Annotated in this window: 13 protein-coding genes; 8 read left to right on the top strand and 5 right to left on the bottom strand. The window is 68.2% G+C overall.

All coding sequences use genetic code 11. From position 1 onward, the window contains the following. Positions 1-22: 22 nt before the first annotated feature. Entirely contained in the window at positions 23-1,918 is a 1,896-nt protein-coding gene (gene lepA, locus RBB84_RS10470; RefSeq protein ID WP_259443777.1) for a translation elongation factor 4, read from the top strand. Positions 1,919-1,953: 35 nt separating this feature from the next. Beyond that, the gene (locus tag RBB84_RS10465; protein WP_006554501.1) at positions 1,954-2,886 is read left to right on the top strand and encodes a nitronate monooxygenase; all 933 of its coding nucleotides are present in this window, start codon (positions 1,954-1,956) and stop codon (positions 2,884-2,886) included. Positions 2,887-3,277: 391 nt separating this feature from the next. Here RBB84_RS10465 and RBB84_RS10460 read toward each other — a convergent pair whose 3' ends face one another. Beyond that, entirely contained in the window at positions 3,278-5,224 is a 1,947-nt protein-coding gene (locus tag RBB84_RS10460; RefSeq protein WP_033097756.1) for a glycoside hydrolase family 15 protein, read from the bottom strand. A gap of 66 nt (positions 5,225-5,290) precedes the next feature. Here RBB84_RS10460 and RBB84_RS10455 point away from each other — a divergent pair, with 66 nt between their 5' ends. The 6 genes from RBB84_RS10455 (at position 5,291) to RBB84_RS10430 (ending at position 9,650) form a co-directional block, all read left to right on the top strand. Continuing rightward, positions 5,291-5,497, top strand: coding sequence for a hypothetical protein (locus tag RBB84_RS10455; protein WP_033097757.1), 207 nt, complete (start codon positions 5,291-5,293; stop codon positions 5,495-5,497). A 171-nt stretch (positions 5,498-5,668) separates the two neighbouring features. Then, complete coding sequence (locus RBB84_RS10450) at positions 5,669-5,761, top strand: Ms4533A family Cys-rich leader peptide (RefSeq protein WP_309568822.1); 93 nt, start codon at positions 5,669-5,671, stop codon at positions 5,759-5,761. Positions 5,762-5,914: 153 nt separating this feature from the next. Then, a complete protein-coding gene (locus RBB84_RS10445) occupies positions 5,915-6,940 on the top strand; it encodes a sulfate ABC transporter substrate-binding protein (protein WP_019288356.1) in 1,026 nt (341 codons plus the stop codon). 114 nt (positions 6,941-7,054) lie between these two features. Beyond that, the gene (gene cysT / locus RBB84_RS10440) at positions 7,055-7,852 is read left to right on the top strand and encodes a sulfate ABC transporter permease subunit CysT (RefSeq protein ID WP_016694104.1); all 798 of its coding nucleotides are present in this window, start codon (positions 7,055-7,057) and stop codon (positions 7,850-7,852) included. Further along, positions 7,849-8,655 carry a sulfate ABC transporter permease subunit CysW gene (gene cysW, locus RBB84_RS10435; protein WP_019288355.1) on the top strand — a complete coding sequence of 269 codons (807 nt, stop codon included), beginning with the start codon at positions 7,849-7,851 and terminating at the stop codon, positions 8,653-8,655. The genes cysT and cysW overlap by 4 nt, the downstream gene beginning before the upstream one ends. Beyond that, entirely contained in the window at positions 8,652-9,650 is a 999-nt protein-coding gene (locus RBB84_RS10430; protein WP_033097758.1) for a sulfate ABC transporter ATP-binding protein, read from the top strand. Before cysW ends, RBB84_RS10430 begins: the two co-directional genes overlap by 4 nt. Before the next feature lie 34 nt (positions 9,651-9,684). Here RBB84_RS10430 and RBB84_RS10425 read toward each other — a convergent pair whose 3' ends face one another. The 4 genes from RBB84_RS10425 to RBB84_RS10410 all read right to left on the bottom strand — a co-directional run bounded on the left by RBB84_RS10425 (position 9,685) and on the right by RBB84_RS10410 (position 13,727). Further along, entirely contained in the window at positions 9,685-10,560 is an 876-nt protein-coding gene (locus tag RBB84_RS10425) for a universal stress protein (RefSeq protein WP_033097759.1), read from the bottom strand. A 96-nt stretch (positions 10,561-10,656) separates the two neighbouring features. After that, positions 10,657-11,547 (bottom strand): polyphosphate kinase 2, encoded by an 891-nt coding sequence (gene ppk2 / locus RBB84_RS10420; RefSeq protein WP_006554492.1) that lies wholly within the window; start codon positions 11,545-11,547, stop codon positions 10,657-10,659. A gap of 105 nt (positions 11,548-11,652) precedes the next feature. Further along, complete coding sequence (locus tag RBB84_RS10415; protein ID WP_033097760.1) at positions 11,653-12,396, bottom strand: sirohydrochlorin chelatase; 744 nt, start codon at positions 12,394-12,396, stop codon at positions 11,653-11,655. Then, positions 12,393-13,727, bottom strand: coding sequence for a GTP-binding protein (locus RBB84_RS10410; protein WP_006554490.1), 1,335 nt, complete (start codon positions 13,725-13,727; stop codon positions 12,393-12,395). The genes RBB84_RS10415 and RBB84_RS10410 overlap by 4 nt, the downstream gene beginning before the upstream one ends.

Genomic DNA, 13,727 nt, shown 5'->3' with positions numbered 1-13,727 from the left:
GCCGTCGCCCGACTTGGATATTCTGCAGGGTGACCGCGGTCTGCTGGCCGCTGCCAGTCCGAGTCAGGAGCACGACATCAGCACCTTCGCCGACACCACGTTCACGGACCCCGCAAAGATCCGGAACTTCTGCATCATCGCGCACATCGACCACGGAAAGTCGACGCTCGCGGACCGGATGCTGCAGCTCACCGGGGTGGTCGAGGAGCGGCAGATGCGCGCCCAGTACCTCGACCGCATGGACATCGAGCGCGAGCGTGGCATCACGATCAAGGCGCAGAACGTACGTCTGCCGTGGAAGCTCGACGGCGAAGACTATGTGATGCACCTGATCGACACCCCGGGCCACGTCGACTTCACCTACGAGGTCTCCCGCGCGCTCGAGGCGTGCGAGGGCGCGGTCCTGCTCGTCGACGCCGCGCAGGGCATCGAGGCGCAGACCCTCGCCAATCTCTACCTTGCGCTCGACAAGGACCTGACGATCATCCCGGTCCTCAACAAGATCGACCTGCCCGCGGCCGATCCCGACCGCTATGCCGGTGAGATCGCGAACATCATCGGCTGTGAGCCGTCCGACGTGCTCCGGGTCTCCGGCAAGACCGGCGAGGGCGTCCCCGAACTCATCGACGCCGTGATCCGCCAGGTGCCGCCGCCGGTCGGTGACGCCGACGCGCCCGCCCGCGCCATGATCTTCGACTCCGTCTACGACACCTACCGCGGCGTCGTGACGTACGTGCGTGTGGTCGACGGCAAGATCGTGCCCCGCGAGAAGATCAAGATGATGTCGACGGGCACGACCCACGAACTGCTCGAGGTCGGCATCGTCTCGCCCGAACCCAAGGCCACCGCCGGTCTCGGCGTCGGCGAGGTGGGCTATCTCATCACCGGCGTGAAGGACGTGCGCCAGTCGAAGGTCGGCGACACCGTCACCACCGCCCGCCACGGTGCGGAGGAGCCGCTCACCGGCTACCGCGAACCGCGCCCGATGGTCTACTCCGGTCTGTACCCGGTCGACGGCTCCGACTACCCGGTGCTGCGCGACGCGCTCGACAAGCTCCAGCTCAACGACGCCGCGCTCACCTACGAGCCCGAGACGTCCGTCGCTCTCGGGTTCGGTTTCCGCTGCGGCTTCCTCGGTCTGCTGCACATGGAGATCACCCGCGAGCGCCTCGAGCGCGAGTTCGGCCTCGACCTGATCTCCACGGCTCCCAACGTCGTCTACCGCGTCGTGCTCGAAGGCGGCCAGGAAGTCGTCGTGACGAACCCGTCCGACTGGCCCGAGGGCAAGGCTCGCGAGATCTACGAACCGATCGTCAAGTGCACCATCATCGCGCCGAGCGAGTTCATCGGTTCGATCATGGAGCTGTGCCAGTCGCGGCGCGGTGAGCTCGGCGGTATGGACTACCTGTCCGAGACCCGCGTCGAGCTGCGGTACACGCTGCCGATGGCCGAGATCATCTTCGACTTCTTCGACTCGCTGAAGTCGCGCACCCGCGGCTACGCCTCGATGGACTACGAGGAGGCCGGAGAGCAGGAGGCCGCGCTGGTCAAGGTCGACATCCTGTTGCAGGGCGAGGCCGTCGACGCATTCAGCGCGATCGTCCACAAGGACGCCGCGGCCGCCTACGGCAACAAGATGACGACCAAGCTCAAGGAACTCATCCCGCGGCAGCAGTTCGAGGTGCCCGTCCAGGCCGCGATCGGCTCGAAGATCATCGCCCGCGAGAACATCCGGGCGATCCGCAAGGACGTTCTCGCCAAGTGCTACGGCGGCGACATCAGCCGTAAGCGCAAGCTGCTCGAGAAGCAGAAGGAAGGCAAGAAGCGGATGAAGACCATCGGCCGCGTCGACGTTCCGCAGGAGGCGTTCGTCGCCGCGTTGTCGTCCGAGGCCTCGTCCGACAAGCCGAAGAAGTAGTCGCTCCTGCTGCGACGCCCACCGGAAGGATTCGCGTGCTCGACACCTGGCTCACCCGTGAACTCGGAATCTCCGTTCCTCTGCTGGGTGCGCCCATGGGTGGCCGGGCCGGTGGGCGGCTCGCCGGCGAGGTGACGCGGGCCGGCGGACTCGGCCTGATCGGTGCCGCCCGGTACAACACCGCCGAGTGGATCGAGGGCGAGGTGCGCACCGCCCGCGAGATCGGTGGTGGGGCCGTGGGATTCGGTCTGATGACTTGGGCGCTTGCCGACGACGACAGCCTCCTCACCGCGGTGCTCGAGTACCGCCCGCAACTGGTCACGCTCTCGTTCGGCGATCCCGCTCCCTACATCGAGCGCGTCCACGAGGCCGGGGCCGTCGTCCTCTCGCAGATCAACACGGTCGACGATCTGCGCGTGGTCGAGGCAGCGGGTGTCGACGCGGTGATCGCGCAGGGCCATGAGGCCGGTGGGCACACGGGCAGGATCGGTACCCTCCCGTTGCTGCAGGAGGTGCTCGAGTCGACGTCGCTGCCCGTGCTCGCCGCAGGTGGCATCGCCACGGGTCGCGGTCTGGCAGCGGTGCTCGCAGCCGGTGGGCAGGGCGCCCTGGTCGGGACGGCGCTGCTCGCCAGCCCGGAGACCGTCGGCCCCGACTACGCCCGTGGCCGGCTCGTGGAGGCCGGCAGCGCCGACACCGTCTACACCGACGTCTTCGACAAGGCCCGGCACCAGCCGTGGCCGGCGCGATGGGGCGGACGCGCCCTGCGCAATGCGTTCACCGAGGAGTGGCACGGCCGGGGCGCCGACGAGGACACCCTCGCCGCGGCGTACACCGGTGACGATCCCGACATCGGGGTGGTCTACGCGGGGGAGGCCGCCGGTCTGGTGCGCTCCGAGCGACCCGCGGGCGAGGTGATCCGGGGTATCGCCGAACAGGCGGAGACCCTGCTGTCCCGCTTCCGTTGAGCACTGCGCCGGCACACGGACGTCCACATTCGAGCTGAGGTGAGCCTCACCTGAGGTGGAGGTCGCCCATGCGCCGAGTCGTTCTCTCCGCGGTAGCGCTCGTACTGTTCGTCGCCCCGACCCTCGTGGCGTGTTCGTCGGACACCGATGACACCGCGACCGCCGGCGGCGAGACCGTCACCGTCGAGCACTCCTACGGCACGACGACGATCGAGGGCACACCCGAGCGGATCGTCGCGACCTCCAGCCAATGGCTCGACGCTCTCGTCGAACTCGGGGTGCAGCCCATCGCGTACTACAGCGCCGGCTCGTACGGCGACGAGCGCGGCCTCTATCCGTGGCAGACCGACGTCTCCCCGGATGCGGTGGCGCTGAGTCGCCTGAGACCGGCTCACGGTCCGAGATGCGCGGGCCGGAAGTTGCCCGCTCCGATCTCCCGCTCTGCGCGGATGACATGGACGACGGCATTGATGAGCGCCAGGTGGGTGAACGCCTGCGGGAAGTTCCCCAGATGACGTCCGCTCTCGGTGTCGATCTCCTCGGCATAGAGCTTCAGGGGGCTCGCGTAGTCGAGCAGGCGCTGGCACAGTGCGGCGGCTCGCTCGACCTCGCCGATCTCGACGAGCGCCGAGACCAGCCAGAACGAGCAGATGGTGAACGAGCCCTCCTTGCCCGCGAGCCCGTCGTCGGTGGTCTCCACCCGGTAGCGCAGCACCAGCCCGTCCTCGGTGAGTTCGTCGGCGATCGCCAGCACCGTGGCCCGCACCCGGGGGTCGTCTGCGGGCAGGAAGCGCAACAAGGGGATCAGCAGAGCCGACGCGTCGAGTGACGGGTGGCCGTACCGCTGGGTGAAGACGCCGCGTTCGTCGACGCCGTGTTCGAGGACGTCGGCCTTGATCTCGTCGGCCATCGCCGCCCACTTCCGGGCGTAGTCGGGACGACCCTGCAGTTCGGCGAGTTTCGCGCCGCGATCGAGTGCCACCCAGCACATGACCTTCGACGACACGAAGTGCTGGGGTTCGCCGCGCACCTCCCAGATGCCGCGATCGGGCTTGCGCCAGTTGGCCGCTGCCTCCTCGACCTGCCGGCGCAGGGTGTGCAACAGCGTCTGGGGGAAGTGCCCGCGGGACTTGACGTGCAGGTACACCGAGTCGAGCAGTGTGCCCCAGATGTCGTGTTGCCGTTGGTGATAGGCGTCGTTGCCGATGCGGACCGGGGTGGCGCCGTCGTAGCCGCTCAGATGATCGAGGGTCGACTCCGGCAACTCGCGCTCACCGCCCACCCCGTACATCACCTGGAGCGGATAGCGGACGCCGTCCGCGTCGCGCGAGACGTCGAGGATGAACGAGAAGAAGTCGTCGGCCTCCCGGTCGAACCCGAGGGTGTACAGACCCCACAGTGCGAAGGTCGAATCGCGTACCCACGCGTAACGGTAGTCCCAGTTACGTTCTCCGCCAGGTGTTTCGGGGAGTGAGGTCGTCGACGCTGCGAGCAGCGCCCCGGTCGGGCTGTAGGTCAGTCCCTTGAGCGTCAGAGCGCTGCTCTGCAGGTAGGTGCGCCACGGGTGATCCGGGAAGCGGCCCGTCGTGATCCACTCGCGCCAGTAGTCCTGGGTGGCGGTCATCTTGACGGCGGCCTCGTCGAAGGTGTGCGGCATCGGGCGGTCCGACCACGACAATGCGACGAAGGCCGTGTCGCCCTTGTGGAGTCGACGTCGCGCGCGGACCTCGCGGTCCTCGATTCCGAGGCGCAGATCCGTCGTCATGCGCAGCGTCGGATGTTCGTCCGGCGCGTTCCGGCACACCGCGGTGGCCTCCTCGTAGACCTTGCCGGTATAGCTCCATTCGGTGCGGCCGCGGTGGTAGTCGAAGGCGGGTTCGCAGCTGACGTACAGGTCGACCGTCCCGTTCACGCAGCGCACCGTGCGCAACAGCATGTGCTCGGCCTCCCAGTCGGACGGGGTCCGGCGATGCGTGGTGGAGCGTTCCTCGACGTCGTACCAGGGTGACATGACCAGCGCGTCCCGCACGATCATCCAACCCGTGTCGGTCTGCCAGGTCGTCTCGAGCACCAGACCGCCCGGCAGGTACCGGCGTGCCGCAGGAACGGTGCGGTCGTGCGGCGACAACCGGAAATGTCCCGCGCTGCGGTCCAGCAGCGACCCGAACACACTCGGGGAGTCCGGACGGGGCACGCACATCCACTCCACGGTGCCGTCACGTGCGATCAGGCAGGTGCTCTCGCAATCCGAGAGGAATGCGTAGTCGTCGATCGGCGGGAACGGACTCCGTCGGAAGGGTGCCCCCGACAGCGGTGAGGAGGAGTGGTAGTGGTCCATCCCTCCATGATCACCGCGGGCCGGGCGGATCGCAGCGCGGTTGCCGAACCTACTAGGGTGTAGGCAATGGATCGGGTGGCTTCGTGGTGGGACGGCTTCGAGCTGTGGCTCGCGGGCCTGTCCTTCGTCCCCCAGGCGGCCCTGGTGCTCGCAGTGCTGGTGCCGGCCTGCTCAGGGGTCGCATGGCTGCTCGATCGGGCGATGGCCGGTGTCTTCGGACTGCTCGGCCGCGGAGAGACGGACTCGCCCGCCACGACGACGGAGGATTGCTGACATGCCGCGTTCGCGCGTAACCCTGGCGCTGATCGCGCTGCTGATCATCGTCGTCGTCGCATGGCTCGTCTCCATGTGAGCACGCCGCTCGCGCATCCGGTTCGGTGCTCGACGTCCGATGTCCGAATCGTCGATTTCGGTCGACCCTCGACCTCTGCTAATCTCTGCCGCGTGTCCGCGACCACTCTGCCCCGCCTCCGCCACGAGTTGGCGTTGATCGCTGTGGGCATGCCATCGGTCGCCGACATCGACTGTTGTCGCTGAATCCTCCTTCTCTCCGCGGTCCCCGTCTTCCGGATCCTCTCGTCCGTCGGTGCCGCATCCTCGCGAATCCCGGCCGGTCCGATTCCGGCAGCCCCTCGTCCGGTGCCGGTCGCGTTCATCCCCCCCTCGAAACAGCCCCTCAGGAGGCTCGTCATGAAACGTTCCAGGTTCGTTGTCGCGGCGTTCGCTGCGGTCACCGCACTCTCCCTCACCGCCTGCTCCGGTGGTTCGAGCGACACCGTCGGAGCCGAGAGCGGCGGCGACGGATCCGGCGGCACGGTCAACCTCTACGCCTACGCCGTGCCCAAGGTCGGATTCGACTCGCTGATCCCCGCCTTCCAGGAGACCGAGGAAGGCGAGGGCGTCGTCTTCCAGCAGTCCTACGGCGCCTCCGGAGACCAGTCCCGCAAGGTGCGCGACGGCGCCGAGGCGAACTTCGTGAACTTCTCCGTCGAGCCCGACATCACCCGTCTCGTCGACGCGGGACTCGTCGACGAGAACTGGAACGACAACGCCTACAACGGGATACCGTTCGGATCGGTCGTGACCATCGTCGTCCGTGAGGGCAACCCGAAGAACATTCGGGACTGGGACGACCTGCTCCGGCCGGATGTCGAGGTTGTCACCCCCAACCCGTTCAGCTCGGGTTCGGCGAAGTGGAACCTGCTTGCGCCGTACGCCGCGAAGAGCAACGGCGGCGCCGACCCGCAGGCCGGCATCGACTACGTCACCGCACTGGTCACCGACCATGTGAAGGTACAGCCGAAGTCCGGTCGCGAGGCCACCGAGACCTTCCTGCAGGGCACCGGCGACGTGCTGCTGAGCTACGAGAACGAGGCACTGTTCATCGAGCGCAACGGCGACCCCGTCGAGCACGTCACCCCGCCCGTCACTTTCAAGATCGAGAACCCTGCGGCGGTACTGAAGAACGCGAAGGACGTCGAGGTCGCGCAGGCGTTCAACGACTTCCTGTACACCCCCGAGGCCCAGCGCCTGTGGGCCGAAGCCGGTTTCCGGCCCGTCGATCCGACCGTCGCCGAGGAATTCGCCGATGAGTTCCCGCAGCCGGAGAAGCTGTGGACCGTCGCCGATCTCGGCGGCTGGGAGACCGTGAACGAGGAGCTGTTCGCCGACAGCACCGGCACCATCGCGGTGATCTACGACAACGCAACGAAGTAGAGCACGCGCGTGACCGTTTCGGAACACACCGCCGGGTCGGGAGATTCGTCTCCCGCCCCGGCGGGTTCGCGTCGCCGGCCGTCCGCCACGGCCCCCGCCCGACCACGACGCCGGATGTTCACCGGCGCCGTCGGGCCCCTCGGTATCGGCATCGCCACACTGTGGTTGAGCCTGATCGTCCTGCTTCCCCTCGCGGCCCTGGCCTTCCACTCCGTCTCGGACGGTCTCGGGACGTTCGTCGATGCGATCACCGCTCCGGCCGCCCTGGCGACCCTACGGATCACCGTCGTCGTCTCGCTGGTCGTCGCGGCGATCAACGCGGTGATGGGCACGGTGATCGCCTGGGTGCTCGTCCGCGACGAGTTCCCGGGCAAGAAGTTCGTCAATGCCCTGATCGACCTGCCCTTCGCGCTACCGACGATCGTCGCGAGCATCGTGCTGCTCTCGCTGTACGGGCCGCAGAGCCCGATCGGTGTGCAGCTCAACGCGACCGAGCCGGGACTGGTGGTGGCGCTGGCGTTCGTCACGCTGCCGTTCGTGGTGCGCTCGGTGCAGCCGGTGCTCATCGAGGCCGACCGTGAGGTCGAGGAGGCCGCCGCCTCGCTCGGCGCCGGCAACTTCACGATCTTCCGCACGGTCGTGCTGCCCGTGCTCGCGCCGGCGGTCCTCGGCGGCACCGGCCTGGCATTCGCCCGCGCCATCGGCGAGTACGGCTCGATCGTGCTCATCGGCGGCAACATCCCGTACAAGACCCAGGTCGCGTCGCAGTACATCCAGCAGCAGATCGAGATCGACCGGCCGGTCAACGCCGCCGCGGTCTCCGTCGCGCTGCTGGTGATCGCCTTCGTCGTGCTGTTCGTCCTGCGCCTGGTCGCGAATCGGGGGTTGCGCCGAGAGGAGGACGACCGGTGAAACCGTCCCTCGCATCCCGACTGTCGCTGCGCTTCGTCGCGCTCGCCTACCTGTTCGTACTGTTGCTCGTCCCGATCGGGGTGATCCTCTACCGCACCTTCGAGAACGGCATCGTGGCGTTCGCCGAGTCGATCAGCACCCCGGCGGCGATCTCGGCTCTGAACCTGTCGCTGCTCATCGTCGCGATCGTCGTGCCCGTGAACGTGATCTTCGGCATCGTCGTCGCGCTGGCGCTCGTCCGCGGCAGATTCCCGGGGAGGGGACTGTTGCAGGCCGTCGTCGACCTGCCCTTCGCGGTCTCGCCGATCGTCGTGGGTGTCGCCCTGATCATGTTGTGGGGCGCCAACGGCTGGTTCGGTGCCGTCGAGGATCTCGGCTTCAAGGTGATCTTCGGCCTGCCGGGCATGGTGCTCGCGACGATCTTCGTGACGCTGCCGTTCGTCGTGCGCGAGGTCGAACCGGTGCTGCGCGAGATCGGTGAGGAGCAGGAGCAGGCCGCCGCGACCCTCGGCGCGAACACCTGGCAGACCTTCTGGCGGATCACGTTGCCGGCGATCCGCTGGGGCCTGACCTACGGCATCGTCCTCACCGTCGCGCGGGCCCTCGGCGAGTTCGGCGCCGTCATCATGGTCTCGTCCGGCTTCCCCGGCGTCTCCCAGACCCTGACGCTGCTCGTGCACGCCCGGTACATCGACGACCACAACACCTTCGGCGCCTACAGCGCCGCGACCCTGCTCATGGCCATCGCGGTGATCGTCCTGCTGCTGATGACCCTGCTCGACCGGAAGAGGACCACCGAATGATCACTGTTACCGGGGCGCGCAAGAACTACGGAGATTTCGCCGCACTCGCCGACGTCGACATCGACATCCCGTCCGGCTCGCTCACCGCCCTGCTCGGACCCTCGGGTTCGGGGAAGTCGACGCTGCTGCGTTCGATCGCCGGCCTCGAGACCCTCGACGCGGGCACCGTCCACATCGCCGGTAAGGACGTCACCGGCGTCACCCCGCAGAAGCGCGACATCGGTTTCGTCTTCCAGCACTACGCCGCGTTCAAGCACATGACCGTGCGCGAGAACGTCGCCTTCGGACTCAAGATCCGCAAGCGGCCCAAGGCCGAGATCACGAAGCGGGTCGACGACCTGCTCGATATCGTCGGGCTCGGCGGGTTCCAGCGACGCTATCCGGCGCAGTTGTCCGGTGGCCAGCGTCAGCGCATGGCGCTCGCCCGTGCTCTCGCCGTCGACCCGCAGGTGCTGCTGCTCGACGAGCCGTTCGGTGCCCTGGACGCGAAGGTGCGCGCCGACCTGCGGACCTGGCTGCGCCGCCTGCACGACGAGGTGCACGTGACCACCGTGCTCGTCACGCACGACCAGGAGGAGGCGCTCGACGTCGCCGACCGCATCGCGGTGATGAATGCCGGACGTATCGAACAGGTCGGAACGCCGGAGGAACTCTACGATCGCCCGGCGAACAGCTTCGTGATGTCGTTCCTCGGGACGGTGTCCAAGCTCAACGGCGTGCTGGTGCGGCCGCACGACATCCGGCTCGCCCGGCAACCTGCGCTCTCCGACACCTCCGGCGGCTCGGTCGGTGTCACGCGGGCGACCGTCGAGCGTGTGGTCCGGCTGGGCTTCGAGGTGCGCGTCGAACTGCGCAACGACGCGACGGGTGAGCAGTTCACGACGCAGATCACCCGCGGCGAAACCCACGACCTGGGGCTCGTCGCGGGCGACACCGTCTACGCGCACGCTCCGGCCGCGTCGGAGACCGCCCCGCTCGGTACCGCCGCGCAGTAACCGAGCGGGGGACTCGAGGGTCACGCGGGTCGGCTCAGTGGGCCTCGGTTTCCGATCGTTGGTGGGCCCGGCAGATCATGACCGGACAGCAACTGTGATGGATGAGTCCCTGACTGCTCGAGCCGACCACCGCAGCGGCCAGCGGGCTCCGGCCGTGGCTGCCCACCACCACGAGCTGGGCACTCTTGGATTCCTCGAGCAGGACGATGTCGGGCTTGCCCCGCGCGACCCGGTAGGAGACCGCGACGTCGGGGAACCGTTCGGTGTGCCCGGAGGTATGCGACTTCATCTCCTCCCTCCGGTGCTCGACGTAGGCCGTCCAGTCCGTGAACCGTGACCCCTCGCCGTAGGTGAGCGTGGACTGCTCCGTCCAGGTGTGGATCGCGACGAGGGGTGCCTCGAGCGCCGCGGCGGTCGCGAACGCATGCTCGACGGCGGACTCGCTGACCTCGGTGCCGTCCACTCCGACGACGACCGGGCGCCCGTCGGGCGGTTGGAATCCGTCGCGGCTGCGCCACGTCACCACCGGGCATTCCGCGTGGTTGGCCACCGACACGACGTCGGAGCGCCGGATCATCGACTCCCACTCCGTGGTGGTCGTGTGGCCGAGGACGATCATCCGTGCCTCGCGCGACAGGTCGGTGAGCACTCGATCCGGCTTGCCCGACGGAGTGGACCGCCGGACCTCGACCCGGTCGACCGCGCCCCGAACTGCCGCTTCCGCGGCGGTCAGAACGGCTTCCTCCGACGGGTCGGTCCCGTCGCCGGAGGTGGGGGGATGAACGTGGACCAGGTCGATCGGTTCGCCGAGACGTCGGGCGACGCAGGCGGCCCACCGGGCCGCATCGAGTGCGCTGTCCGATCCGTCGATGCCGACGACGATTCCGTGACCGACATTGGCTGTGCCCATGCTGCCTCCTCGCGTCACCATCCAGTGTGGTACGGATCGCAGTCTGGGCGCCAGTCCTGCGCACCTCGGCACGCCCGGAGCACGACCTCCCGGCAGCTAGTCGCCGACGGCGTCCTTGCCGCGCTGCACGATCCTCGGGTCGGCCGGGAAGACGATCTGACGGTCCTTGTCGTCGTACTCGAACTGGTTGAGGAAGAACCGCATCGCGTTGACCCGGGCCCGCTTCTTGTCGTTGGACTTGATGGTCGTCCACGGCGCCCAGTCGGTGTCGGTGCGCCGGAACATCTCTTCCTTCGCGTCGGTGTACTGGTCCCACTTGTCGAGCGATTCGAGGTCCATCTCCGACAGCTTCCACCGCCGCACCGGATCGAGCTGGCGGATGGCGAAGCGCGTGCGCTGCTCCCTCCGGGTGACGGAGAACCAGAACTTCGTCAGGGTGATGCCGGCGTCCACGACGAGCTTCTCGAACAACGGGACGTGCTCCATGAAACGTTCGTACTCGTCGTCGCTGCAGAAACCCATGACCCGTTCGACGCCGGCTCGGTTGTACCAGGAGCGGTCGAACAGTACGAGCTCACCGGCGGTGGGGAAGTGCTGGATGTAGCGCTGCATATACCACTGGCCCTGCTCACGGTCGGACGGCTTGTTCAGCGCGACGGTCCGGGCGTGCCGGACGTTGATGTACTCCTGGAACCGCTTGATCGTGCCGCCCTTGCCGGCGGCGTCGCGACCTTCGAACACGATGATGTGCTTGGAGCCGTTGTCCTTGGCCCACGACTGGAACTTCAGCAGTTCGATCTGCAGGAGATACTTCTCGACCTCGTAGGTGGCGCGGTCCATCCGGGTGTCGTACGGATAGTTCTCCCGCCAGGTGTCGACGGCCCGGCCCTCGATGTCGATCAGATCGGGGTCCTCACCGTGGTCGTCGCGCACCGAATAGCCCTCCGTGCGGAGCCGATCGATGTAGCGCCGAAGTTCGTTCTGCACGTGAGGCCCTCCCGGATCACCGATGTCGTCGGACGACGACCGTGACTCCGTTGTAGCGGAGGAATGCAAATCGTGCGTGAACTCGGGTGGAGATCCGGAAGTGACTCAGGCCACGCGCAGTCCGCGCCGCCGGTGCACGGCCTCGGTGTAGCGCTCGGTGATCACCCGCGCGACGGCATCGTGCCGGGTGAGGGTCGGCGCGACCCGCACGTGCCCGAGGCTGTCGGCCTCGGCGCAGGCACGGTCCCACAGCAGCCCGGGGGCGAGGATCCACGGTGTCAGCACGACGGTGCGGGCACCGCGGGAGGTGAGGTCGGCGAGGGTCGTCCCCACGGACGGACCGGTCGTGGCGAAGCACGCCGCGGCCTGCGTCCACGCCGTGCCGACGAGAATGCGGGGCACGACCAGCCCGGTCGCCCGGTTCGCTTCGGGGCGTCGCGATCCCACCGCGCACACTGCGATACCGACGGACGGATCGTCGGCCGACACCCCCGTGGCCGTGATGAGATCGCGAGCCGCGTCGACGAGGAGATCGTCGTCGCCGAGGATCGGCGAGCACAGCACCTCGAGCAGCGGATGACGTTGCTGCGCTTCGTGCAACAGGGCCGGCAGATCGACCCGCGCGTGGAAGGCGCTGCCGAGCAGCAGCGGCACCACCGCGACCTGCCGGTGCCCGTCCGCGGCGAGCGCGTCGAGAGCCTGACCGACCGACGGGGTGTTCAGGTCGAGGAACGCGAGTCGCACGTCCAGACCGGGGTTCTCGGCCCGGACGGTGTCGAGCGCGGCAGCCACGGCCTGCGCCGAACGCGGGTCGCGACTGCCGTGCGCGACGGCGACGAGCGGCATCATGCCGGGACGCGGTCCCCGAGCTCGATGTCGGCGAGTCCGTCGCCCACGAGACCCGCGGCGAGGGTGTTGCCCCCGGCCGGATCGATCAGCAGGAAGCTGCCGCTGCGGCGGTTGATGCGGTAGTCGTCCGCGGCGATCGGCTCGGCCACACGCACCGTGATGCGCGCGATCTCGTTGAGCTCGATGCTCTCCGGGCTCGGGACGGAGGAGAGATCCTGCTCGTCGAACCGCTCGTCGATCGTCCCGACGATGGCCTGCGTGATGCGGGTGCCGTGCTTGAGCAGCAACCGGGCGCCCGGGCGCAACGGCTTCTCGGCGAGCCAGCACACGGTGGCCTCGAACTCCGACAGCGGCTCGGGTGCCGCCTCCGGGGTGGCGATGATGTCGCCGCGGGAGACGTCGACGTCGTCGGCGAGCACGAGGGTCACCGACCGGCCGGCGTGCGCGACATCGAATGCGCCGTCGGCACTGTCGATGCGCTCGACGGTGGTGCGGACACCGGACGGCAGCACGACGACCTCGTCACCGGGGCGCACGGACCCTGCCGCGACCTGACCGGCGTAGCCGCGGTAGTCGGGGAACTCGGCGGTGCGGGGACGGATCACGTACTGCACCGGGAAGCGCAGACCGGTCTCGTGCCGGCCGTGCACATCGGCGTCGACGGGAACCGACTCGAGGTGCTCGATGAGCGTCGGGCCGTCGTAGTAGGGGGTGCTCTCGCTGCGCACGGCCACGTTGTCGCCGTGCAGCGCGGAGACCGGGATCTCCTGCACGTCCTCGGGTGCCCAGCCGAGCGAACTCGTCAGTTCCCCGAACTCGGCGGAGATCTGCGCGAACACCGAGGCCGGATCCTCGACGAGGTCGATCTTGTTGACCGCGAGGACGAGCTTCGGCACACCGAGCAGGGCCAGCACGGCGGCGTGCTTGCGGGTCTGCGAGACGACACCCTTGCGCGCGTCGACGAGCAGGACGACGAGCTGCGCGGTGGACGCACCCGACACCGTGTTGCGGGTGTACTGGACGTGACCCGGGGTGTCCGCGAGGACGAAGCTGCGCTTCGGCGTCGCGAAGTAGCGGTACGCCACGTCGATGGTGATGCCCTGCTCACGCTCGGCGCGAAGGCCGTCGACGAGCAGCGAGAGGTCGGGGGTGTCGAGGCCGCGGTCGACCGACGCGCGGGTGACGGCGTCGATCTGGTCGGCGAGTACGGACTTGGTGTCGTAGAGCAGTCGTCCCACCAGGGTGGACTTGCCGTCGTCGACCGAACCGGCGGTGGCGAGGCGCAGCAGCTGCGTGTCGCTCTGCACGCTCTGCTCGTGAAGGTCGCTCAT

This window comes from Rhodococcus sp. D-6, from assembly GCF_040256695.1.
Classification (GTDB): Bacteria; Actinomycetota; Actinomycetes; order Mycobacteriales; family Mycobacteriaceae; genus Rhodococcus; species Rhodococcus pyridinivorans.
The sequence above is the reverse complement of the archived record's forward strand: the minus strand, read 5'-3'. Positions and strand labels throughout refer to the sequence as shown.

Excerpts from the sequence above, each read along its gene's own strand:
- RBB84_RS10460 (WP_033097756.1), bottom strand. The coding sequence starts at position 5,224 with ATGGACCACTACCACTCCTCCTCACCGCTGTCGGGGGCACCCTTCCGA.
- RBB84_RS10455 (WP_033097757.1), top strand. The coding sequence starts at position 5,291 with ATGGATCGGGTGGCTTCGTGGTGGGACGGCTTCGAGCTGTGGCTCGCG.
- RBB84_RS10445 (WP_019288356.1), top strand. The coding sequence starts at position 5,915 with ATGAAACGTTCCAGGTTCGTTGTCGCGGCGTTCGCTGCGGTCACCGCA.
- cysT (WP_016694104.1), top strand. The coding sequence starts at position 7,055 with ATGTTCACCGGCGCCGTCGGGCCCCTCGGTATCGGCATCGCCACACTG.
- RBB84_RS10430 (WP_033097758.1), top strand. The coding sequence starts at position 8,652 with ATGATCACTGTTACCGGGGCGCGCAAGAACTACGGAGATTTCGCCGCA.
- RBB84_RS10425 (WP_033097759.1), bottom strand. The coding sequence starts at position 10,560 with ATGGGCACAGCCAATGTCGGTCACGGAATCGTCGTCGGCATCGACGGA.
- RBB84_RS10415 (WP_033097760.1), bottom strand. The coding sequence starts at position 12,396 with ATGATGCCGCTCGTCGCCGTCGCGCACGGCAGTCGCGACCCGCGTTCG.
- RBB84_RS10410 (WP_006554490.1), bottom strand. The coding sequence starts at position 13,727 with ATGAGCGACCTTCACGAGCAGAGCGTGCAGAGCGACACGCAGCTGCTG.